Raw genomic sequence first — 21,657 nt, forward strand, 5'->3', positions numbered from 1 at the left:
GGGCTTTTTTCGTCCGGTGTTACGGAGCCACCACGACGATGCCGTCCTCGTCGCAGTAGGCGATCTCGCCCGGGACGAAGGTCACCCCGCCGAACTCCACGGGCACGTCGCGCTCACCCTCGCCGGTCTTGGTGCCCTTGCGCGGGTTGGTGCCAAGGGCCTTGATGCCGACGTCGATGGTGCGCAGCGTCGCGGCGTCCCGCACCGGGCCGTTGACGACCACGCCCGACCAGCCGTTGTCATGGGCCAGTCCGGCGATGATGTCGCCGACCAGCGCGGTGTGCAGCGAGCCACCGCCGTCGACCACCAGCACCCCGCCATTGCCCGGGGTGGACAGGATCGACTTGAGCAGTGCGTTGTCCTGAAAGCAGCGCACCGTGGTGATCGGCCCGGCGAACATGGTCTTGCCGCCGTAGTTCTGTAACTGCAGATCGCAGCTACGGACGTCGGGGTAGATTTCGTCGACCAGATCAGCGGTGGCGCGCGGTTCGATACTCACCCGGCGATTATCGCAGCCGGCCGGCAGGCGATGCTTTGCACGATGATGTCGTGCACGAACTGGGCCAGGCCCGGTTCGATGTCGTCGTAGTAGCGGGTGAACCGCTCATCCGCGAGATACATCTGCGCCAGGCAGACGTGCATGTCGTCGCCGCAGTCGTAGAACCGCGATATGCCGGCCCGATGGCGGGAAGCCAGCGCATTCGCCTGTGGCGACCCCGGCGCGAATCCGGCGCGCTTACCCTCGGCCAGGGCGTCGAGTAGTGCGTCGTTCTCCGCCTTGATCTCGACCCAGTCCTGTTTGGTGAGTCTGGCCGCGCGTTCCTGTGACTGCCGCCATTCGTCGGTGCCGCCCCAGCGGTCGCGGACCTCGTCGGAATGCTCGTCGTGCACGGCACTGCCGAAGATCTCCACCTGCTCCTCGGCGGTCAGCTGGATTCCTCTGTTGTGGGCGCTCATCAATTCCTCCACTGCCTTGATGGTCTGCCGAAGCCGCTCGGCCTGATCGCACAGCAGGCTGTGCTGGCGTCGCAGGTGGGCGAGCACGTCGGCATCGCCGTCGATCAGGGACCGGATCTCGTCCAGGGCCAGGTCGACAGAGCGGTACACCAGCACCAGGTGCAGGCGCTCGATGTCGGCGTCGGTGTAGCCGCGGTAACCGGCGGCAGTACGCACGCTCGGCACCACCAGGCCGATGTGGTCGTAATGATGCAGCGTGCGCACCGAGACCCCGGTCAGTGCGGCGACCGCACCGACCGTTCTCACCTCTGACTTCGCGTGCATGAGGCCACTATCGACCCTGACGTCGCGTCAGGGTCAAGCCCAGGTCAGCTCTCGTCGGAATGACGGCGGCTGAGCAACACCAGCAGCACCGCCAAAACGCCCACCGCCACCGCCGCGGCGAGTGGCAACTTGGACGACGGACTCTCGCTGATCGGGACCGGCGGCGGACCGGACACCGGGTTGGCTGCCGAGGTGACAGTCGACTTGGCTTGGGCCGCAGCCTCTTTGGCGGCCTTCGCGACATCAGGCAGGGGAGTGACGGGAGCGGGGGCCGCCTTGACCGGAGGCGGGGTGGTCGATGCAGGGGGCGGGGTGGTCGGCGGGGCAGGCTGAGCCTTCTTGGCCGGGGCCTTCTTCGCCGGAGCTTTCTTGGCGGCCTTGGCGGGAGCCTTCTTCGCTGCGGCCTTCTTGGCCGGGGCTTTCTTCGCCGGAGCCTTCTTGGCCGGCGGAGGACCGGGTTTGGGAGCCGGAGTGGGAGGAGCCGGAGTGGGAGGAGCCGGAGTGGGCGGGGCAGGAGTGGGAGGAGCCGGAGTGGGCGGGGCAGGATCCGCGCCGGCCGCTGACGCATCGGCCGCAGCCGGCTGGGCCGGGGTTTCGGGCTTCTCGGCGGGTTGATCCTGCTGCTCTGCCATCTGGCTGCTCCTTTGCAGTATCTGGTGTTCCGCGGTGGGCGGGGCCGGCAGTGTTTCCCATCATGCCAGGCGCCGCAGCGGTCAACCCGTGACGGCCAGAGCCGCGGCAAGGGTGACCGCAACAGCCATCATGCCCAATTCCACCAACGAACGGTGCTGCGACAACGCGGCGCTGCTGCGGTGCGCCCGCGCCGCGGGCAGCCACTGTGACCGGTTTCGCCAGGCCAGCACCAACAAGATCACGGTCACGACCACTTTGGCCGCCAACAGCCGGCCATAGCCGGTGCCCCACAACTCGGCGGGCGAATTCAACTTGATCGCGGCTCCGGCCACACCGGCGATCAGCAGCACACCGACGCACCACAGCGACAACTGCGAGAACCGGGGCAGCACCCTGGCCCACTGGCCACGATGCGTCACCGTCAGCACCAGCGCCGCCAGCACGCCGCACCACACCGCCGCAGCCAGTGCGTGCACCGCCACGGCCATCCCACCGATCGGGCTCTCCGAAAGATGCCCGGTCAGAGTTCTGGCGGCCATCCCGACGGCTGCGACGCCGACAATCGCGGACGTGGTGGCGGGGCCGCGCGGAACGAGGATCGCCACCACACCGACGACGAGTGCCGCCGCGATGCCGACCAGCCCTGAACGTCCGGAGGCGGTGTACAGACCGAAGTCGGTCAGGGTGCGCACGCCGATCTGCCAGAACCCGACTCCCGCGGTCTGCGCCGCCTCCACGGTCAACCGCACGATCTCGGCCAGCAGCCAGATCGCCGCGGCCAGGGCGAGCGGCCCGGCCGCCCGCCGGCTCAACTCGGCGCGGTAGCGGTCGGATTCGAGGAGGGGCACCGCGGCCAGGCCGAGCGTGACGATGGCGGCGCCGTCAGCCAGCGCCCGGATCAGCGCACCGGTCACCGCTGGCGCCGGACCGCCCACCAGGCTCCGCCGCCGATGAGTACGACGGCGACCAGAACGAACGGCCACACCACGATGCCGCCGTCGGACTGCGCCGGTGACGAGGCGGCAGGCCCCGGAGTGCCGGTGCCGGCGACAGTCAGGTCGAACGACCAGGAACCCGAGACCACATGCCCGTCTGCCGAGGTCACCCGGTAGTTCACCGTGTAGGTACCGGCCGGGCCCAGCGGCCGGACCCCGACGCTCAGCACCGCGCCGGTGACCGACGGATCACCCTCGGACCACAGGTTGTTGTCCGGGCCGACGACGGTCATGCTGGCGAAGGCCGGCTGCAGCGCCTCGTTGAAAGTGGCGCTCACCCGTGGCGGTGAGGCGCTGAGCGCCGCATGCTCGGCCGGCTCCGCTGCCACCCGGGCCGCGTGCGCCGATGCGGCAGGGGCCCCGAGCAGTGCGGAGCCTGCCAGGATCAGCCCGGTCAGAGCCGCGGCCAGCAGCCGGCTCATGACCGGCGCCGGGTCAGCAGGCTTGCGACCACCGCGGCGGCCGCGACGATCAACGCTCCGCCGGCCAGCCAGCGGGCCGAATTGTCGACGGTGCTCGAGCTGTCGGCGGTGCTCGAGCCGGGTGCCTCGGTGCCGTGTTCGGCAGGTTCCGGTGCGGGCGGGGTTCCGGTCAGCGTCAGTTGTGGTGCGGGGTGCTCGGGCTCGCTGCCGTCGGGCAACGGGGCCTGATCCCAGCGGACGACGGAGCCGTCGGAATAGGTCTGGGTGGCCGGGAAGCTGGCCATCGGAGCATCGGGCAGTTTGACCGACACCCGGAACAGTGCGAACTGCTCGGGAGAGATGCCCACCCCGGGTGCCGCGGTCCAGGTGACGCTCCGGACCGTGCCCGCGCCGGTGTCACGGTCGAGCTTGGCGGTCCAACCCGGCACGACCTCGGTGCGGGCAGAGGCGACGTCGGGCAGATCGACCGTCAATTGTGTTGTCAGCGCACCGGTATCGGACTCGCCGGGAACCCGGAAGGTGAGGACCGAGGTGGCCCCCGGCGTCGGATTGTCGGCGTCGACGTGGACATGTGCCCACGCCGGTGCGGCGGTGAGCAGACCGGTGACGGCGATCGCCGCGGTCGTGAGCAGGGCGCGCGAGGGCGCCCCGGTGAGGGGTTGCATCTGGGGGTGTCTTTCTGGAGTTGGTCGGGGCGGGACGGTCAGGCTCTGACGCCGACCGGTGGGCCCCGGTGAGACACCGAAGCGGCCAGGAAGAGGGCCGATTGCAGCGGCTGGTCGGTGCCGCGTGCCATGCGGCAGACCGTCGACACCGGCCCGTTCCGGGCCTCCCGGACCATCGCGCGCACCACCCGAGACACCGTGGCCCACGACCGGGCACCGCACGCGATCAGGCCCGCGCCGAGCGATACCGCTGCCAGGTGCGCGCCGAACATCATCAAGCCGGGCTGGGCGCCGTGCGAGTGGCCCGCCGTGGCCAGGAGCACATGGGCCAGCAGCTGGCCGGTACCCAGCAGCCCCCACAACACCGCGATGCGGTTCGCGCAGGCCACGGACGCGGCCACCGATCCGAGGGTCACGGCGAGGACGACGAGCTGGGCGGCGACTGCCCCGCCCGGCAGGGCGCCGCCGGCGGCGCCATGGGCCGCGACGGCCAATGCGGCCGTGAGGGAGCCGACGGCCGTACCGCGCAGCGGGGCTGCGGAATCGATACGGACGCCGGTCATGGAATCGGGCTCAGACCAGTCCCAGCCGAGCCATCAGGTCGGCATCGATGCCGTCGAGTTGGGCGGCGATGGCCGCGTGGGCGCCGCGGCGACGCGCGGTCGGCATGTTCTCGGCGGCGGTCACCGCCGCGGCCAGGTCGGTGAGCCGTTCGTTGACCGCCGTGACGAACTGCTTGGTCTCGGCGTCCTTCGGCTTCTTCTCGGCGACCTGCCGCAGCGTCTGCTCGGCCCCGGAGATCCGCGCGGACAGCTCGGCGCCGTGCCCGGAGAACTGGCCGAGCTGCGCCAGCGGGACACCGAGTCGATCGGCGCGACGTTCGTCCAGGGCACCCCGGGCGGCCGTGGCGGCACGGTAGATCAACGGCACGAGGACCGGCGCCAGCAAACGTGTGACGGTCAGTAGACGGCGAATCCTGGCGGGGGCGAGCAGGCGTCCCTCGCGGGCGGCTTTCAACTCGGTCTCGGCCACCTTGAGAGCCGCGCGGTCGCTGTCCCGCTGCGTCTTGACCTGAGCTTTGAGGGCCCGCTGCGCAGATTTTTGATCGGACTTGATGCGACGAGCCTCGTTCTTTGCGGTGAGCCGGGCTTCCAGCTTGGCCTTGGCCTTGATGGCGCGGGCTTCGGCGCGGCGGGTGGCGCGGCTTTTTCGTCGCGTGAACAGGCCCATTCCGGTTGCCTCCCGGTCAATTCGTCGTGTGTTCGTGGTCACCGCAGAACTGCTGCAGACCCACAGTATCGTCCGGCGGATTTGCTCCGCCGCCGCTCCCCGCGATCGGGGCGGTCAATCGCCTCAGCTAGCAAATTTGGACTGCGTGTTTGTGCAAGAATCGAATCCGTTAGGGAAGCGTTTGGGCGGTGCGCGAAAGGGTGGTGACAACGTGCGTTCGCGGTTGCGCGTCGCCGCCTCGACCGGTCTGGTGCTTACTGGCCTGATCATCGCCGGTGTCGGGGGAGCATTGGCGTTTGCCGATCCGGATCGGGGTCGGCCCGACAGCGGTCAGGGCTCGTCGAACAATGCCGGCAACGGGCACGACGGGCACGGCGGCAAGGACCACGGCCAAGGCCATGGTCAGGACGGCGACTCCCAGGGCGAAGGTGACGACGGCGGAGGCTCGCCGGGCACCCGCACGTCCCACAAACCCACCAAGACGAGCGGCAAGCCCACCAAGACGACGGGCAAACCAACCAAGACCGACGAGCCCAGCGGGCCGTCGCAACCGTCCGGCACCCGGACGCCTCCGCAAACCGGAACCGACACCCCCACCAAGACCGACACCCCGACCAAGACCGACACGGCGACGCCGACCAAGACCGACACGGCGACACCCAGCACGAAGCCGTCCGAGTCGGAGACACCCACGACTTCGGGCACCGTCGAGACGACCACGGCGGTGTCGTCGACCGAGACCACGACTGCGACCACCTCGCGCACGACCGAGACGACCGCGACCACCACGAAAACGACCGAGACGACCACCGAGACCACCAAGTCGACCACCGAGACCACCAAGTCGACCTCTGAGACGACCTCTGAGACTTCGGGGACCACCTCTTCGGAGACCACCGAAACCACCACGACCCTCATCGGCGTCCCGGGAGGAGGAGGCGGTGGTGTCGGCGGCGGTGTGCCCGCGCCGTTCAACTTCCCGCGCCCGCCGCAGATGCTCTTGCCGCCACCTCAGGCCCAGGCGATCGACGACGTGGCCGCGCCGCCCCCGCCCGGCCTGGCCGCAGCGGCCGGGGTGGCGCCGGTGGCCGTTCCGGTGGTCGTGCTGCCCGTCATCGTGCCGCCGCTCGCGGTGCCGTTGGGCGCCCCGGGCTCTGACCATGGGCCGCAGTCCGGCCCGAGGTCAGGACCAGATGTACAGCCCAACACCAAGATGCGGACCCAGACGAGGACTCCCGCAGCCGCCGGTTTGGACGCGGGCCTCCCGCCGGCGTCCTTCCGGGCCGGCTACACGGACTACCTGCGCACCGCCAACACGCTGGAGATCGCGGCGATGGCTCTGCCCGGCGTGACAGGGATGATGGCACTGACCGGCCTGGGCGGGCTCGTGGGTTACCGGCAGGCGAAAGCCGGCCGTACGGTCCGAATCGACGCCAGTCGGTTCATGCGTTAGGAACGACCTGGGAGAATCACGGGTGGAAAGGGGGATCATGTCCGCCAGTCGAAGCGTCACGCGCGCTGTCAACGAGGTTCTCGACCTCGCCCCTCGACAGGGCGAAGTCACGCTGACCCGCCTGGTCGACGCGGTGAGCGCAGACCGCGGTAGGCCGATCGAACTGACCATGGCAGAGCTTCCGCCCGGGGTCTGCGGGCAGTGGCGTCAGTACGCCGACCGCGATGTGTTCCTCATCCAGCAGGGCCTGCCGGCCTGGGATCGCACCCTGGCTCACGAGCTCGGCCACCTGGTGCTGGGCCACGAGGGCATCTCGATCGTCGATGCGGCCGCTGCCACTGCCGAGGTAGCCACCTCGGATCTGATCAGTTACATGCTCAACCAACGGACCGGCTGCATGGGTCCCAACGGCGAGGACATCGAGCAAGAAGCCGAGGACTTCGCCGCGCTCCTGCTCTACCGCCTCGGTCGGCTGCCCTCCGACCGGTCATCGATCGTGCAGGTGCGCCTCGGAGAGGCATTTGGTTGATCGTCTGGGTGATCGCCGGCCTTCTGGGCCTGGCTACCGGCCTGCGCATCGGTTGGGCACTGGTCAACAAACAATCCCTGGTGAGCTCCGCGATGATCCTGTCGTTGGGCAGCCTCGGCGTCGTGGCCGCACTGAACTGGCAACCGCTCGCCCTGCTGATCGACACGGTGGTGCACTGGCCCAACATCGCGGTCGGCCTGAGCCAGCTTGCGCTGATCGCATGTGCCGCCGGCAGCTGCGTGATGATCACGACCGCGTCCTCGGGTCATTCGGCCACCCTCACCCGGCGCATCGCGCTGATCCAGTACGGCATCGCCGGTGTCGTGGCCGTCATCAGCCTGGTGATCTTCTTCCGTGCCGGTAGGCAACCGGAGATGTCCCCCTCGGAGTACCTCAGACGGGACCTCGGGTCGAGCGGCACGTCGTGGCTGTTGCCATTGCTCTACGTTTTCCTGGCCCTCACCCTGGTGGCCTGGGCCGGGCTGCGCTATTCGAACCGCAGCCGGCGCGGGCGGGCGCTGTTCCTGTTCACCGTCGGCATGGTGCTGATAGTCGCTGCCAGTGGCTTCGTCCTGCTCCGGGCCGCGGGGCGGACCGAGCCCGTCGGCGTCGGCGCCGCGGCGACCATGCTCGGGTGCGCCATGGTCGTCGTCGCCGCCGGATCACTGCTGCCGAGCGTCGAAGACTGGTTCGGTGCGCAGCACGAGCTGCGGACCATCAAACCGCTGCTGAATGAACTGGCCCGCCGCCAGCCCGATGTGGGCATCGGGGTCCGGCCGCGCGGGCCGCTGGTGTTCCGCGTCGCCGAACGGATGTCGCTGATCTCCGACGCGCTCTATCTGGAGGCCACCGCGGCCGACGCGCGACGGCACGAAACCGCCGGTCCGCGCGGATCAAGTGGCCCAACGGAATTGGGGGACACCGAGCGGCCTCAGGTGTCACCCCGGGATCAGGCGCGGGCCATCGCCCAATGGATCTACGACACCCGCGAAGACGACAGGGATTCGGCGTTCCCCGGGTTGGCGTGGCTCAGTCAGCCCGAATCGTATTCAGACCGGGAATGGATTCTGGCGATTGCCGAGCAGTACCGGGATTTGGACCGCTCAGCAGCACGCAGCTGAAACCCGCGTGAGTGGGAACCACCGAAATGGTCCCCACCGACGTGGGTTTGAGCGCGGTGAGACGCCAGACGAGTCTGACGAATCAGTCGTCGAGGTGCTCGCGGCGGCGCAGCTCGTCGACCTTCTGGACCAGGTCCTGCTGAGCCTCGTTGGACAGCCCGACGGTGCGGGCGGCGATCCGGCGGATCCCCTCGTCACGCATGCTGGCCAGCCAGGTCAGCTCCTTGTCGAGCTTCTCGTAGTACTCGTCGTCGGTGAAGTAAGCCGGCTTGATCCGGAAGAAGTTGGCAAGTGCGGCCATGGTTGCCACCGACGGGTTCGTCCGGTTGCCCGAACGGAGCTGCGACAGGTACGGGGCCGACATGGTGACGCCCTCGGACTTGAGTGCGGCGATCACCTCGGCAGACGTGTGGGGTCCGCGCCCAGGCGGATAAACCGTATCGAACAGGCGGTTTAGGCGGGCGGCGAACGTCTTGCTCATCGATTTGACCTCCACATGCTTCACGAGCGGTACGAATAGGCGGCGTATTTGCTGACTATGGTAGCGAGTGTTGTGACGACAACCAAGTGCAAACGCCACAAAAGTTAAACTGGCTTTGCGTTTTGACGGCCTCCGGCACGGAAACCGGGGTCTTCGCCGTGGAGGTGGCGCGGGATTGCGCCGTCTGGCAATGCAAAAGGTGACGGTCGCGTTGTATTCGGCACGGTGAGCTGCGCTCACAGGTGCACTCGATCATGATCAACTTCTGGGCCGGCAACCAGGGCGCGGCTGTGACTAGGGGAAACGGAAATTTGCTGGAGCGCGGACCCCTCGTCGCGTCGGATTGCGCGCAAGGCTGTTGTCGAACGACGTGGAACACGTTACAGGTTGGGCGATGGAATGTGCATCAGCCCCCTTGCGTGCGATAGCCAGACGGTCGCGGGAGGATTCTGGCGCCGATTCCAGGTGGAGTTGCGGGGCGGAAACCCGTGGGCGTTTGCGCTGCGGCCGGACAAACGATGGCACAAATATGGCGGCGGGGAGGGTTGCGGCGGGGTGCCACGGCTATCTGAGGGTCGCGATGGGTAGCCGAGTACGGCGACCCTGCTGCTGACGCCGGCGCTGACGCCTGCGGCTGCGGACATGGCGACCTTTCGACACACCGCCGGTATGTGCCGCGTGCGCGGCGCACTTACATACGGTCGAAGGTCTCACTCACCCACCGCATCGCCATCCGTCGGCCGGGCCTGACGCCAGCGTGTCGACACGACGATTGCGGGCTGTTGCCCTTCGCTGATCTTGAGGACCCTAGCCGCTGATGACGTAGTCCGCTACATTTCCTATCTTTTTCGGGTAGCCAGATTCTCCTGATCGGAGAGGGTGTCCCTCGACTGGCAGCGTCATGCCGCCAGCAGCATCGCCAGGATCGCGGTGTCGGGGTGGCTGATCGGATCGACACCCACCCGGCTGACCATCGATGTCACCGTGCCGTCCGATTCGGCTTCGACCCAGGCAGCTCGGTGTTCCAGCCCGAGATATGGAAGCCCGGGTAGCAGTACGCAACCCGACGCCGCGCCGGTGCACTCCGGAAGGGACGGCGTGGTCTCCGAGGGCGGATGCAGCATCAGCAGTGCCGGTGGTTGATGCTCGGCGAAATACCCGGGTGGAACCGCGGATTCGCCGACCACCGGCCCCTCGGCTATGACTAGGCCGACGGTCCCGGGCAGGGGCTGCTCAGGCAACTCCTCGCGGACGCCGAAAACCGTTGTAGTGGAAAGCAATCCGGGAAGTGAAGCGACCCGGACGGTCACCATGAGAAGCTGCGCCCACTCCTTGGTGGATTCGGGCCATCGACCCGCGACCACAAAACCTTTGAGCGCACCGCCGGAATGAAAAGGGGCGATCTCGATCGCCCGGCCGGACCCCGTCGTATCCATATCGCCTCCGGGACATCGGTGTTGGTGCACCGGCGGATCGGTGCTCCGACACGTCTGTGGGTCGATCACATCAGAATGAGGCAGTAGCGGGAACGGTGCAAGGCGACACGGCCCGGAAACGAGGGCGGGGCGTCACGCAGTGCGCGCGACGCCCCTTGGTGAGAGATCAGAAAACCGATCCAGCCCTCGAACCGGACCTATGGCCGAACTAGCCGAAGATCAGGCCGTTGGTCTTGGAGGTGGCCGCCGCGTAGCGGTTCTGCACGTCCTCCCAGTTCACGACATTCCAGAACGCCTTGACGTAGTCGGCCTTGACGTTCTTGTACTGCAGGTAGAAGGCGTGCTCCCACATGTCGACCTGCAGCAGCGGGATGATGCCGAGCGGCACGTTGGCCTGCTGGTCGTAGAGCTGGAAGGTCAGCAGCCGGTCGCCGAGGCTGTCGTAGCCGAGGACGGCCCAGCCCGAACCCTGAAGTCCGTTGGCGGCGGCGGTGAACTGTGCCTGGAACTTGTCGAACGAGCCGAACTGGTCGTCGATGGCCGCAGCCAGGTCACCGGTCGGCTTGTCACCACCGTTGGGGGACAGGTTCTTCCACCAGATCGAGTGGTTCACGTGGCCGCCGAGGTGGAACGCGAGGTTCTTCTCGTTGAGGAAGATCGCCGCGTGGTCACCGTTGGCCCGAGCCTCATCGAGCTTGGCGACGGCGTCGTTGACACCCTTGACGTAGGCCGCGTGGTGCTTGCTGTGGTGGAGTTCGTTGATCTGCCCGGAGATGTGGGGCTCCAGCGCTCCGTAGTCGTAATCCAGGTCCGGCAAAGTGTATTCAGCCACGAGATTCCTTCCTCATTATCGATCGATGGAGCCAGGCGCCCTCAGCGATCCTGAAGTTCGTCAAGATCGCTGCCAACCTTGCTCCATCGCAGGGCGCACCGCAAGGACGCGCGCGCCGACCACACGTATACCCGATGCGGCGACGGTCAGAACAAGACGATGACTGCGAGCACGCCCAGCAACAGCAGGGCGATCACTCCGGCCCGAAGGAAGGCCATCAATTGGTTACGGGTGTGCAGATGCCCGGCGGAATGCCACTCGGGCTGCGGAAAGGCTGATCCCGATCCCATCGGATGTGACGCCATCAAACACTCCTGACCTGCACGATCAATGCTTGCCCCCCAGTGAGTTCTGTCACAACAGCTGGTGTGACGCTGATCATAGACCCTGCAATGGCCAAGGGAAAATCGGCCTTCGCGTAAGTGGATGAGGCGGGCTCAGCGCCTGGAATCAGGCTGATCCCAATCGATCCGGGTGAGGCGCCCGTGGCCACGTTTAGCCGAATGCTTAATTTCGCTCCGCATCGGTGGTGGTTGTTGATCGCTGCCGTGGACACCCCAGGGTTATCCACAGTGAAGGACAGCTACCGCACAGTAATCCCCATATCGCGGGCTTTTCCGCTGGTGCCGGCCTGTGGATGAACCTGTGGAAACTGTGGATAGCTTCTCGTTGCTAACGCCGCCGCGAGGCATCAGGGGCGGGTGCACCCGGCGGCCCGGGCATGCGAGCATTGAGGGCATGGACGATGTGGAAGTCGGGCAGGCCGATATCGCTGCGGTACCCACCACGTTCGAAGGTGCGGTCGTGCTGCTGGACGTCCGTGAGGACGACGAATGGCAACGCGGTCACGCCGCGGGCGCGCAGCACATCCCGATGGGTGATGTCCCGAGCAGGATCGCCGAGATCGACCCGGACGCCGAGCTGTACGTGATCTGCCACGCGGGTGGACGCTCTCTGCGCGTGGCGAACTACCTGGCCCGCAACGGCTACACCCCGGTCAACGTCGAGGGCGGAATGCTGGCCTGGGCCGGAGCCGGTCGCCCGGTCATCACCGACGCCGGCGGCCCGGGCAGCGTCTGACCGCGGGGACCGGGCGGGAGATCGTGGCTAGGCTGGTCGGATGATCCAGGTGTGTTCGCAGTGCGGGACGCGCTGGAACGTGCGTGACCGGCAGCGGTCGTGGTGTCCCCGGTGCGGCGGTTCGTTGTTGGCGCCCTCTGCGTCGTCGCCTCAGTCCCCGTGGGGACCTGCTGCGCAGTCGCCCGCGTCTCCGGCACCGTCACCACGGTCACCAGGGGCACCGCGCACGCCGCAACTCGCGCCCGGCTACCGCTGGATCGCCCTGCGCCCGGGCGCTCCACCACATCAGCGGCGCCGGCGCCGCTCACTCGGGCCGACGCCGCACTACCGCACGATCCCGAGCTGGGGCCTGCACCAGTACTTCGACGTCGATGAACAGCCGGAGAAGACCCCTGAAGAGTCCGGCGTCGCCACGGTGCGCATCATGCTCGTCGCAGCCATGGTGGTGCTGGGGATCGCGGCCTTCGCCCATGTGATCCGGTATGTGCTTCTGCTGATCAACCGCAGCGTGCTGCTGCACCCGCTGATCGCCATCGGCGGCCTGGTGATCGGTCTGCTGGCCAGCGTCGTTGCGATCGGCGTCGTGGTCATGACGGTGGTGGCCCTCGTGCGCTGGCTGATCGCGCGTCGGGCCGCCGCTTACGCCGAGCACGGCGAGGTGGATCCGCGCAGCACCACGACCCTGTGGCTCTGTTGCCTGGCGCCGGGGGTGAACCTGGTGATGGCGCCGGTGTTCGTGTGGGAACTGGCCACCCTGGAAGGACGCCTCTCGTATCTGCGGCGCCCGATCGTCGTGTGGTGGATCGTCTGGGTGCTCAGCGCGGTGGTTGCGACGTGGACGATGGCGAGCACGGTGTACGTGACCTTCTTCAACGACGTCCCGCAGAACATCGCCGACAACACGGTGGCCGTGATCGTCGGCTACCTGCTGGGGTTGGCGGCCTTCCTGCTGACCGCCAAGGTGTTCACCGGTTTCGAGGGCACCGGTACGACGACGGCTGAGCGCAGCGTCCGGCGCTGGGTGGTGCTCGAGCCCGAGGCGGCTGAGCCTTCGGAGAATCGTGAGGATTCGGCCGAATCGGCCGTTCCGGTTGAGCCCCAAGGGCAGAACCCGGCAGCATAGGCCGTATGGAAACGGGCGACGGCGGAGGCGCTGCACAGGCGACCCCGGGGCCTGGGCATCCGTTCGTGGTGGCCCACCGGGGGGCATCCGCCGACAAACCCGAGCACACACTTGCCGCATACGACCTGGCCCTGCGCGAGGGCGCCGACGGCGTGGAATGCGATGTGCGGCTGACCCGTGACGGACACCTGGTGTGTGTGCACGACCGCCGGGTGGACCGCACCTCCACCGGCACCGGTCTGGTCAGCGAGATGACGCTGGCCGAGCTGCGTCGGTTGGATTACGGGTCATGGCACGCCGGCGGACGTTCCGGCGATGCCGACGCGATCGATCCGGAGGCCGGTCCGATCGGGGATACCGGGCTGCTGACGCTCGACGACCTCGTCTCGCTGGTGCTGGACTGGAACCGGCCGGTCAAGCTGTTCATCGAGACCAAACACCCCGTGCGCTACGGCGCGCTGGTGGAGAACAAGGTGCTGGCGCTGCTGCACCGGTACGGCATCGCCGCGCCGGCCTCGGCCGATCTGTCGCGCGCGGTGGTGATGTCCTTCTCGGCGGCGGCGGTGTGGCGGATCCGCCGGGCCGCCCCGATGCTGCCGACAGTGCTACTCGGTGAGACGTCGCGCTACCTGGGCGGCAGCGCGGCCACCACGGTCGGGGCCACGGCGGTCGGCCCGTCCATCGCAACCCTGCGTGAGCATCCCGAACTGGTCGACCGGGCCGCCGCCCAGGGACGTGCGCTGTACTGCTGGACCGTCGACCACTACGAGGATGTCCAGTTCTGCCGGGACATCGGCGTCGGGTGGGTGGCCACCAACCATCCCGGCCGCACCAAGAGTTGGCTGCAGAACGGCCTGACCGGTGCGGGCCGGGACTGAGAGTCAGAGATTGCCGCCGGCGGCCTTCGGCGCGCTGGTGTCCGGACCGGCACCGCCGGCGAGTTCGCGGGCCACGAAATCCTCGATGTGGAACAGGTTGGCGCCGGCGCGGTCGGCGATGCGCACCAGCGTCGCCATCGACGAAACCTCTTCGATCTGCTCCTTGAGGAACCACTGCATGAACTGCTCGCCGAGGTAGTCGCCCTCCTCGCGGGCCACACTGGCGAGCCGGCTGATCTGCTCGGTGACGGTGCGCTCCTGGCTGAGTGCCAGTGCGAGCGCGTCGCGGGGAGCATCGAAGCGGTTGCACACCGCGTCGACACCGGGGATCTCGACGTCGATATCCCGATCGAGCAGGTACTGGACCAGCATCATGGCGTGGTTGCGCTCTTCGACCGCTTGGGCATAGAAGTGCTTGGCGAGCTGCGGCAGGTCGGCGCCGTCGAAATAAACCGCAATTGCGATGTATTGCTGAGACGCGGTGAACTCGCTGCGGATCTGGTCGGAGATAAGTGCGTGGAATTTCGTGTCGAGTTCACTGGTCGTCGTCATGATTGCGAGGATATAGCAGGTCAGGGCGCATTGTCATCGAAGGTTGACCTCATTGAGGTCAGCTTTACCTTAGTCGCCGGGCTTTGGTGTGGCGCGCATTACATTTGCTGCTGAGAATTTGCTATCGCCTTATTTAGCTTTGCCTAAGCTTAAGGTTCGGGCTTTTCGATGACATCGGCCGGGACGGCTGAGTCGTTGGCCAGTGCGGTGAACAGGCGGCCGGCCGCGTCGCTGTCCCACACGACGACCGCACCCGAATCGCTGCCGGTGAACTCGCCGATCGGCACCGTCGTGGTGACCAGGTCGTCGCCGTGCATCGCCCAGGCCAGCCGCCCGAGGTCCCAGACGTGAGCGTCCTCGTCGACCGCCACCGAGTCGGTGGCCGCGCGGGCCATCGGCTGCCAGCGCAACGGGTTGAGCAGCACCTCCGGGCTGGTGGCCCGGTGCAGCAGCGCGGACATGAATGCCCGCTGGTGGATCATGCGGTCCAGGTCGGCGCGCGGCGTCGCGCGGGTGCGGACGTAACCGAGCGCGCTACGGCCGTCGAGCTCCTGGCAGCCCGCAGGCAGGTCGATCCCGGCGAGCGGGTCGCTGATCGGTTCGGCCGGGCACATCGTCACCCCGCCGACGGCGTCGACGAGTGCGGCGAAACCGTCGAAGCCGATCTCGGCGTAGTGGTCGAGGTGCAGGCCGGTCGCGAGTTCGACGGTCTGGGCCAGCAGCGGCGCCCCGCCCAGTGAGAACGCCGCGTTGACCTTGTCCTCGCCGTAGCCAGGGATCGGCAGATAGGAATCGCGGGGTATCGAGACCATGGTGGCCGGGTTGCCCGAGCCGATCCCGGGGATGTGCACCAACAGGATGGTGTCGGTGCGGCCGTTGCCGATGTCCCCGCCGGTGGCGAGATCGGCCTGCTGCTCGGGACTGAGGTTCTGGCGGCTGTCCGATCCGACCAGCAGCCAGGTGGTGCCCTGGGCCGCGGCGGGGCGCTCGGGGTAGTCGGCGAGGGCCGGGATGCGGTGCAGCGACGAGTCGATCCAGAAGCCGCCGCCGATCACCGCCAGCACGACCGCCAGCACGAAGACGAGGAGCATCGCCGACACCCGACGGCCCCAGTGCCGCCGGCGCCGGGGTTTGCGTACCGGCGTCGGTGCGGGCGGTCGCGCCGCCGCCGGCTGAGGCCGCGGCCGCGGTGGGGGTGGTGGGGGAGCCGACCTCGGTGGGGGCTGCCTCGGGGGCTGTCTGGGTGGCGGGGCCTGTCTGGGTGGCAGGGGCTGTCGCCGGGGCGGTGTGGGCGGATTCGGCGGCCAGGCCGGGCGCTGGTTCGGGTCCCGCCGGATCACCTGGGACGGCTCGGCGTCACGGCGGCGCGGTCCCGGACGCCGCGAGCGCGGGTCGGGAGGTCCCCCTGAGGCGGTGAAGTCGTCCACAGCAGAAATGTACGTGGCCGATGCGCTATCGCAGCCAGCTCAGATGATCCGCCACGAGCGCGTAGCCGACGAATGCCACCGCGTCGATCAGGGTGTGGGCGATGATCAGCGGCCACAGCCGCCCGGTGCGCTGCCATGCGTAGCCGAACACCAGGCCCATCACCACGTTGCCGAGACCCGCGCTGTAGCCCTGGTACAGGTGATATGCGCCGCGCAGCAGGCTGGAGATCACCAGTGCCCGCCCGGGGCTGACGTCGAGCTGGCGCAGCCGGGTCAGCAGGAACCCCACCACGATGATCTCTTCGGCCCAACCGTTGGCGAACGCCACGCCGAGCAGCATCGGGATGCGCCACCACGTGTCGTACAGCTCGGCCGGTTCGACATCGGCGCTCAGGCCCAGCACTCGGGCCAGCACGTAGAAGCCGAGGCCGGGCAGACCGATCAGCAGGGCCAGGCCGAGCCCACCCAAACCGTCGGCACGCCATTGCGGGCGCGACAGCCCGATCGCGGATGGACCGAAACCGCTGCGCCACAACAGGTAGAGGGCCAACGCGCCCCAGGCCAGCAGCTGCAGGACCACGGCCAGGTGCAGGCCGAGGTCGATCAGGTCGAACGGGGAGCGCTTCGGGTTGAGGGCGACGGTCTGCCCGGACAGCCCGAGCAGCACCGCTTCGATGAGCCGCAGCCCCGCGGTGTAGGCGCTGAGCCCGAACGTCACCGCCAGCACGACGGCGATCTCGATCTTGAGCGTGCGACGCTGCGGCTCGAGCTGCTCGTCGGGCCCGGTAGCCGAAGTCGTCACCGAAGCTACGGTAGCGGCGCCCGGGCCGCGGGGAAGATCGTGCGGGTCAGATCCGGCGCGCGCGCAGGCCGTTGAGGAACGGGCAGCCCATCAGGACGCGGATGGCCTGGCTCAGTCCGGTGACGTCGTCGACCGGCTTGGGGAACGGCAACCGCACGTCGTGGTCGCCGTGTTCGTTCTCCACCCGCAGCTGCACGCCGTAGCGGTCCAGCCCCAGCGGGCGGACCCGGCCCTGGCGCAGGGTCATCGGCAGCCGGGTCGCCAGGCGTTCCACCACGTCGCGGTGGGAGGACTCCATGTGTTGCAACCAGCCGGATTCCATCGCGCAGAACGGATCGGGGCGGGCCTGCAGCAGGGCGCCCAGGCCGACCGACTCGGCACCCGTGGAATCGGCCACCACCACCGACTCGATCTCCAGGCGCATCAGCATGTGGTTGTCGTCATCCTGTCCGGCATGCGACCCGGCGCTGGAGTTGACCTGCAGCAGGGCCGGATCCGGATTCTCGGTGGCGACCAGATCGAGCAGGGCGGCGACCTCCGACGACGGCACGTGCTGCAGGCGGCCGCGGATCCACACCAGGGAGCGCACCGGCTCGCGCAGCGGCAGCGGGGCGTAGTCGGTCATCTCCAATACGGCCTGGACACCGGCCGAGCCTGCTGACATCGCCATGCCGGCCAGCGGGCTGTTCTCGGGGACCGTGATCGCGAAGGACCCGTCGTCGAGCAGGTGATGAACGGGCGAGGCGACCGGCTCGATGCCCTCGACCGCGAGCATGGCGCCGCCGCCTCGCGCGCATGCACTGCGGATCCGCTCGGCTGTCGTCGGTGTCGCTATGGCCATCTCGCCGCCTTCGAAACTAGGTGAGGTCTTTAGGTGAGGTAAGCCTAACTTAACTGCGCGGTGCGGTGCGGGCAAGGCTTTCGTGAAACACCGGCCGGACCGTCATCGACCCGTAGCCCGCCCGTCGACCCGATAGGGTTGGGACGTGCCGCGCATCGCCTACCTCGGGCCGGAGGGAACCTTTACCGAAGTGGCGTTACTGCAGATGGTGGCCCACGAGATGGTGCCGGACCTGCAGCCGGCGACCGGTGAGGGCAAGGACCGCTTCACCCCTGTCCTGACCGACAGCACCCCCGGTGCACTGGCCGCGGTCCGGGACGGCCGGGCCGACTACGCCTGCGTGCCGATCGAGAACTCGATCGAGGGATCGGTGCTTCCCACGCTGGACAGCCTGGCGGTCGGCAAACCGCTGCAGATCTACGCCGAGCTGACCCTCGACGTCGCCTTCACGATCGTCACCCGCCCCGGGCACACCGGGCCGGTACAGACCGTGGCCGCATTCCCGGTGGCCCTCGCGCAGGTGCGCCGATGGCTGGCCGCCAACCTGCCCGACGCGGAGATCGTGCCCGCCACCTCCAACGCCGCGGCCGCCCACGAGGTCGCCGGGGGCCACGCCGACGCCGGGGTGAGCACCCGGCTCGCCGCCGAGCGTTGCGGCCTCGACATCCTGGCCGCCGACGTCGTCGACGAGGCCAACGCGCGAACCCGCTTCGTCCTGGCCGGCCCGCCCGGCGTACCACCGGCGGCCACCGGAGCCGACCGCACCTCGGTGGTGCTGCGCCTGGACAACGTCCCGGGCGCGCTGGTCACGGCGATGACGGAATTCTCGATCCGCGACATCGACCTCACCCGGATCGAATCCCGGCCCACCAGAACCGAGCTGGGCACGTACATGTTCTTCCTGGACTGCGTGGGACACATCGATGACGATTCGGTGGCCGAGGCACTCAAAGCGCTGCACCGACGTTGTACTGATGTGCGATATCTGGGTTCATGGCCGACCGGAGCGAGCGCGGGTGCGCCCCCGCCGCGGCTGGACGAGGCCACGCGGTGGTTGACGGGCTTGCGTAACGGGACGGGCGGCTCATGAGCGGACGGCTGATACTCGTCCGCCACGGTCAGTCTCACGGCAACGTAGCCCGGCGTCTGGACACCCGGCCGCCCGGTGCCGAGCTGACCGACCTCGGCCATGACCAGGCCCGGCGGTTCGCCGGCACGCTCGGTCAGCGTCCGTCGATCCTGGCCCATTCCGTGGCCCGGCGCGCAGCGCAGACCGCTGCCGGAATCGGCACCGAAACCGGACTTGTCCCATTCGAATTCGAAGGGGTCCACGAAGTTCAGGTCGGTGAACTGGAGGACCGCAGCGACGACGACGCCGTTGCCGAGTTCAACCGGATCTACGAGCGCTGGCACCTCGGCGAACTGGACGTGCCGATGCCCGGCGGCGAGAGCGCAGAGGCGGTCCTGGGCCGGTACGTGCCGGTGCTCACCGATCTTCGGTTGCGCTACCTCGACGACCAGGACTTCCACAGCGACATCGTGCTGGTGAGCCATGGCGCCGCGATCCGGTTGGTGGCTGCCGTGCTGGCCGGCGTCGACGGCAGCTTCGCCCTCGACCATCACCTGGCCAACACCGAATCGATTGTGCTGGCGCCGATCACCGATGGGCGCTGGAGTTGTGTGCAGTGGGCGGCGGTGACTCCGCCGTTCTATCCGGAGCCCGCCGCGACACCGGTCGCGGACGCGGTGACGTCCGAAACCGACCCGATGGGCTAGGCGTACCGCCGGCTCGAGAGAGCGTTCTCATGCGCACACTGGCAGCCGACCGCCTCACAGTCGAGGCTGAACGTGTGCGCTGCTTCGGGGGTGGTGCAGGCGTCGTCGGTGCATTCCGTGCGGTACCGGACGTGGTGGATCACGGTGCCGTGGCAATGCTCCAGACCGGCCGCGCACTCCCGGCACTGGATGGTCATAGCCCGTTGATAGCACTGTGGACCGACAAAACGTGGTTGCCGCGCCTGGTGACCTAGCCCCAGCTAGTTGTCTTCGCGCAAGCGGCTCATCCCCAGCCAAGTTCGTGGAGCCGCTCGTCATCGATCCCGAAATGGTGCGCGATCTCGTGGATCACGGTGATCGCCACCTCGTCGACCACGTCGGCCTCACTGTCACAGAAGTCCAGCAGGGCTTCGCGGTAGATCGTGATGGTGTCCGGCAACGACCCGGCGTACCAGGAATCCCGCTCGGTCAGCGCGATTCCCCGGTACAGGCCCAGGATGTCGGGCTCGTCGGGGTCGCGATCCTCGACCAGGATCACCACGTTGTCGATCGCTGCCGCCAACTGCGGCGGGATCAGGTCGAGTGCGTCGGATACCAACTCGTCGAAACGCTGCGAGCTCATCCGCACCGGCACGGGTTACGGTCCCGGCGGTACGGGGACCGGCTCACCCGGCGGCGGGCCGGCGGGCGGCGCGCCGGCGGGCGGCGCGCCGCCATCGGGAGCCGGTGCCGGAGCCTGTTCGGGCGGCGGCGGGTTGAACGTGTTGGCCTGTGTGGGAGCCGGCGCCGCTGTGGTCGCGGCCTGAGGCAGGTGCTGGCCGCCCGACGAACTCGACGAACCAGAGGATCCCGAGGATCCCGAGGATCCGGACGAGCCCGACGACGAACTCGAGCCCGACGAACCCGATGAGCCCGATCCCGAGGAGCCCGACGAGGACGACGACCCGGAGGAACTCGAAGAAGACGACGACGGCTCGTCCACATCCGGCATCGGGATGGGCTCCATGTTGAGCCGCTCCTCCGGGATGTCGGGCGGTGCGACCGGGGGCTGGCCGTTGATCATCAACGGTCCCTTGGCGCTGTTGACCAGCGTCGACCAGCCGCCGTTGCCCAGCGTGGCGCCGATGCTGCACGACACCTGGTGGCTGCCGGCCGACCAGCTGGGCAGCGAGATCGTGCTGTAGCTCAGTGCCAGTGTGGTGCTGCGCAATTGGACCGGGGCCAGATACGAATCGGTCTGGGCGGTGCACGCGTCCTTGATGAAGTTGTCCTGGTCGCCCTCGGCCGGCAGCCCGCCGGGGAACTTCTCGGCGAGGTCGACCGCTCCGGTGACCTCCATCGCGTGCGGCGCCGCGCAGTCGACCGGGACGTCGGTGGGCTGGTTGGTGGCGGCGTCGATACCGAGGCAGGTGCCCGCGGCCCACACCTTGGACTGATCGACGTCGGACACCTTGCCCGCGGATTCCAGCTGGCTGTCGCCCGGGCCGAGCAACTGCAGGCCGCACAGCATGCGCCGCTCGCCGGACTGCTTCCAGGCCTTCTCGCCGGACCAGAGCAGGCCGATGGTGTATTTGCCGTTCGGGTCGTACTTCGGACCGAGGTAGCCGCGCACCGACGGGGTGCACTGCTCCTGGCTGATCTGCTTGATCCGATCCACCGTCGGTGGCGGTGCACCCGGCCCGTACTCGCTGCCGGGGAACGTGCGCATGTCGACGGACTGGGCGACCTCGAAACGGTGGCCGTCCTTGCAGTCGACGATGTGCGCGGCGTCGGGGTTGCGGCCGGGCCAGTTCAGGCAGTCGCCACGCTTGACGTGATTGAACGTGTCGTTACCGCGGGGACCCAGGGCGATGGCGCCCGGTCCGGAGTTGGCCCCTTCGCTCCGGGGCAGCGCGGTGATCAGGCCGGCGATGAGCAGTGCGCCGAGCGCGGTCAACAACAACGCACGCCGCGTCGACGCGGCCGCCAGACTCTGCCACCACGGTTCCTTGGCGGGTTGTTCGTCCTGCAGAGGTGCGTCGAGCAGGCCCCCGCTCTCGGGGTGCTCGGGGTGCTCGGGTGCTTCCAACATTGCCCTCCATTGTGACAGGCGTGTCAGCC

The 21,657-nt window shown here is 68.3% G+C and carries 27 protein-coding genes; 8 read left to right on the forward strand and 19 right to left on the reverse strand.

The window, feature by feature from the left end; all coding sequences use genetic code 11:
* Positions 1 to 19: 19 nt before the first annotated feature.
* From rraA to ACNQVK_RS06055, 8 genes are all read right to left on the reverse strand, one after another.
* Entirely contained in the window at positions 20 to 499 is a 480-nt protein-coding gene (rraA, locus tag ACNQVK_RS06020; RefSeq protein WP_211156530.1) for a ribonuclease E activity regulator RraA, read from the reverse strand.
* Complete coding sequence (locus ACNQVK_RS06025) at positions 496 to 1,281, reverse strand: MerR family transcriptional regulator (protein ID WP_418028801.1); 786 nt, start codon at positions 1,279 to 1,281, stop codon at positions 496 to 498. The genes rraA and ACNQVK_RS06025 overlap by 4 nt, the downstream gene beginning before the upstream one ends.
* 44 nt (positions 1,282 to 1,325) lie before the next feature.
* Positions 1,326 to 1,913, reverse strand: a complete 588-nt coding sequence (locus tag ACNQVK_RS06030; RefSeq protein ID WP_418028802.1) for a hypothetical protein — start codon at positions 1,911 to 1,913, stop codon at positions 1,326 to 1,328.
* An 81-nt stretch (positions 1,914 to 1,994) separates the two neighbouring features.
* On the reverse strand, positions 1,995 to 2,849 hold the full coding sequence (locus ACNQVK_RS06035) for a CopD family protein (RefSeq protein WP_418028803.1): 855 nt from the start codon (positions 2,847 to 2,849) through the stop codon (positions 1,995 to 1,997).
* Positions 2,825 to 3,331, reverse strand: coding sequence for a copper resistance CopC family protein (locus tag ACNQVK_RS06040; protein ID WP_418028804.1), 507 nt, complete (start codon positions 3,329 to 3,331; stop codon positions 2,825 to 2,827). The genes ACNQVK_RS06035 and ACNQVK_RS06040 overlap by 25 nt, the downstream gene beginning before the upstream one ends.
* Positions 3,328 to 3,996 carry a YcnI family protein gene (locus ACNQVK_RS06045; protein ID WP_418028805.1) on the reverse strand — a complete coding sequence of 223 codons (669 nt, stop codon included), beginning with the start codon at positions 3,994 to 3,996 and terminating at the stop codon, positions 3,328 to 3,330. The genes ACNQVK_RS06040 and ACNQVK_RS06045 overlap by 4 nt, the downstream gene beginning before the upstream one ends.
* 38 nt (positions 3,997 to 4,034) lie before the next feature.
* Positions 4,035 to 4,559: a hypothetical protein gene (locus tag ACNQVK_RS06050; RefSeq protein ID WP_418028806.1), complete on the reverse strand. Its 525-nt coding sequence runs from the start codon at positions 4,557 to 4,559 to the stop codon at positions 4,035 to 4,037.
* A 10-nt stretch (positions 4,560 to 4,569) separates the two neighbouring features.
* A complete protein-coding gene (locus ACNQVK_RS06055) occupies positions 4,570 to 5,226 on the reverse strand; it encodes a DUF6474 family protein (protein WP_418033991.1) in 657 nt (218 codons plus the stop codon).
* Between the two features lie 211 nt (positions 5,227 to 5,437).
* Between ACNQVK_RS06055 and ACNQVK_RS06060 the strand changes: the two genes are divergently transcribed.
* From ACNQVK_RS06060 to ACNQVK_RS06070, 3 genes are read left to right on the forward strand one after another with little or no spacing between them, the layout of a single operon-like run.
* Positions 5,438 to 6,679: a hypothetical protein gene (locus tag ACNQVK_RS06060; RefSeq protein WP_418028807.1), complete on the forward strand. Its 1,242-nt coding sequence runs from the start codon at positions 5,438 to 5,440 to the stop codon at positions 6,677 to 6,679.
* Positions 6,680 to 6,716: 37 nt separating this feature from the next.
* Positions 6,717 to 7,208, forward strand: a complete 492-nt coding sequence (locus tag ACNQVK_RS06065; protein WP_029109019.1) for an ImmA/IrrE family metallo-endopeptidase — start codon at positions 6,717 to 6,719, stop codon at positions 7,206 to 7,208.
* The gene (locus ACNQVK_RS06070; RefSeq protein WP_418028808.1) at positions 7,205 to 8,329 is read left to right on the forward strand and encodes a hypothetical protein; all 1,125 of its coding nucleotides are present in this window, start codon (positions 7,205 to 7,207) and stop codon (positions 8,327 to 8,329) included. The genes ACNQVK_RS06065 and ACNQVK_RS06070 overlap by 4 nt, the downstream gene beginning before the upstream one ends.
* An 82-nt stretch (positions 8,330 to 8,411) precedes the next feature.
* Here the strand turns inward: ACNQVK_RS06070 and ACNQVK_RS06075 are convergent, their stop codons facing one another.
* The 4 genes from ACNQVK_RS06075 to ACNQVK_RS06090 all read right to left on the reverse strand — a co-directional run bounded on the left by ACNQVK_RS06075 (position 8,412) and on the right by ACNQVK_RS06090 (position 11,383).
* A complete protein-coding gene (locus ACNQVK_RS06075; protein WP_044518958.1) occupies positions 8,412 to 8,810 on the reverse strand; it encodes a secretion protein EspR in 399 nt (132 codons plus the stop codon).
* Positions 8,811 to 9,709: 899 nt separating this feature from the next.
* A complete protein-coding gene (locus tag ACNQVK_RS06080; RefSeq protein ID WP_044513899.1) occupies positions 9,710 to 10,246 on the reverse strand; it encodes a hypothetical protein in 537 nt (178 codons plus the stop codon).
* Positions 10,247 to 10,454: 208 nt separating this feature from the next.
* Positions 10,455 to 11,078 carry a superoxide dismutase gene (locus ACNQVK_RS06085; protein ID WP_003883955.1) on the reverse strand — a complete coding sequence of 208 codons (624 nt, stop codon included), beginning with the start codon at positions 11,076 to 11,078 and terminating at the stop codon, positions 10,455 to 10,457.
* A gap of 146 nt (positions 11,079 to 11,224) precedes the next feature.
* On the reverse strand, positions 11,225 to 11,383 hold the full coding sequence (locus ACNQVK_RS06090; protein ID WP_167333285.1) for a hypothetical protein: 159 nt from the start codon (positions 11,381 to 11,383) through the stop codon (positions 11,225 to 11,227).
* Between the two features lie 433 nt (positions 11,384 to 11,816).
* Between ACNQVK_RS06090 and ACNQVK_RS06095 the strand changes: the two genes are divergently transcribed.
* Genes ACNQVK_RS06095 through ACNQVK_RS06105 form a run of 3 tightly spaced genes read left to right on the forward strand, consistent with a single transcriptional unit; the run spans position 11,817 to position 14,159 of the window.
* Positions 11,817 to 12,158: a rhodanese-like domain-containing protein gene (locus ACNQVK_RS06095; protein WP_418028809.1), complete on the forward strand. Its 342-nt coding sequence runs from the start codon at positions 11,817 to 11,819 to the stop codon at positions 12,156 to 12,158.
* Between the two features lie 40 nt (positions 12,159 to 12,198).
* Positions 12,199 to 13,281: a DUF4328 domain-containing protein gene (locus ACNQVK_RS06100; RefSeq protein WP_418028810.1), complete on the forward strand. Its 1,083-nt coding sequence runs from the start codon at positions 12,199 to 12,201 to the stop codon at positions 13,279 to 13,281.
* 5 nt (positions 13,282 to 13,286) lie between these two features.
* Positions 13,287 to 14,159 carry a glycerophosphodiester phosphodiesterase gene (locus ACNQVK_RS06105; protein WP_418028811.1) on the forward strand — a complete coding sequence of 291 codons (873 nt, stop codon included), beginning with the start codon at positions 13,287 to 13,289 and terminating at the stop codon, positions 14,157 to 14,159.
* A 3-nt stretch (positions 14,160 to 14,162) separates the two neighbouring features.
* Here the strand turns inward: ACNQVK_RS06105 and ACNQVK_RS06110 are convergent, their stop codons facing one another.
* The 4 genes from ACNQVK_RS06110 to ACNQVK_RS06125 all read right to left on the reverse strand — a co-directional run bounded on the left by ACNQVK_RS06110 (position 14,163) and on the right by ACNQVK_RS06125 (position 17,781).
* Positions 14,163 to 14,711 (reverse strand): ferritin, encoded by a 549-nt coding sequence (locus ACNQVK_RS06110; RefSeq protein ID WP_418028812.1) that lies wholly within the window; start codon positions 14,709 to 14,711, stop codon positions 14,163 to 14,165.
* 149 nt (positions 14,712 to 14,860) lie between these two features.
* Positions 14,861 to 16,051: an LCP family protein gene (locus tag ACNQVK_RS06115; RefSeq protein ID WP_418033993.1), complete on the reverse strand. Its 1,191-nt coding sequence runs from the start codon at positions 16,049 to 16,051 to the stop codon at positions 14,861 to 14,863.
* Between the two features lie 112 nt (positions 16,052 to 16,163).
* Positions 16,164 to 16,940 (reverse strand): CPBP family intramembrane glutamic endopeptidase, encoded by a 777-nt coding sequence (locus tag ACNQVK_RS06120; RefSeq protein ID WP_409547932.1) that lies wholly within the window; start codon positions 16,938 to 16,940, stop codon positions 16,164 to 16,166.
* 46 nt (positions 16,941 to 16,986) lie between these two features.
* Positions 16,987 to 17,781, reverse strand: coding sequence for a DUF2470 domain-containing protein (locus ACNQVK_RS06125; RefSeq protein ID WP_418028813.1), 795 nt, complete (start codon positions 17,779 to 17,781; stop codon positions 16,987 to 16,989).
* 145 nt (positions 17,782 to 17,926) lie between these two features.
* Between ACNQVK_RS06125 and pheA the strand changes: the two genes are divergently transcribed.
* Both pheA and ACNQVK_RS06135 read left to right on the forward strand, forming a co-directional pair.
* Positions 17,927 to 18,871, forward strand: a complete 945-nt coding sequence (gene pheA, locus ACNQVK_RS06130) for a prephenate dehydratase (RefSeq protein WP_418028814.1) — start codon at positions 17,927 to 17,929, stop codon at positions 18,869 to 18,871.
* Entirely contained in the window at positions 18,868 to 19,557 is a 690-nt protein-coding gene (locus ACNQVK_RS06135) for a histidine phosphatase family protein (RefSeq protein WP_044513879.1), read from the forward strand. Before pheA ends, ACNQVK_RS06135 begins: the two co-directional genes overlap by 4 nt.
* Here ACNQVK_RS06135 and ACNQVK_RS06140 read toward each other — a convergent pair.
* The 3 genes from ACNQVK_RS06140 to ACNQVK_RS06150 form a co-directional block, all read right to left on the reverse strand.
* Positions 19,554 to 19,754 carry a hypothetical protein gene (locus tag ACNQVK_RS06140; protein ID WP_418028815.1) on the reverse strand — a complete coding sequence of 67 codons (201 nt, stop codon included), beginning with the start codon at positions 19,752 to 19,754 and terminating at the stop codon, positions 19,554 to 19,556. The two genes, ACNQVK_RS06135 and ACNQVK_RS06140, sit on opposite strands and share 4 nt — an antisense overlap.
* Before the next feature lie 86 nt (positions 19,755 to 19,840).
* Positions 19,841 to 20,191: a metallopeptidase family protein gene (locus ACNQVK_RS06145; protein WP_418028816.1), complete on the reverse strand. Its 351-nt coding sequence runs from the start codon at positions 20,189 to 20,191 to the stop codon at positions 19,841 to 19,843.
* Positions 20,192 to 20,194: 3 nt separating this feature from the next.
* Positions 20,195 to 21,628: a septum formation family protein gene (locus ACNQVK_RS06150; RefSeq protein ID WP_418028817.1), complete on the reverse strand. Its 1,434-nt coding sequence runs from the start codon at positions 21,626 to 21,628 to the stop codon at positions 20,195 to 20,197.
* Positions 21,629 to 21,657: the final 29 nt, after the last annotated feature.

The sequence above is a fragment of the Mycobacterium sp. 134 genome (assembly GCF_048282715.1).
In the GTDB taxonomy this organism is placed as follows: Bacteria; Actinomycetota; Actinomycetes; order Mycobacteriales; family Mycobacteriaceae; genus Mycobacterium; species Mycobacterium septicum.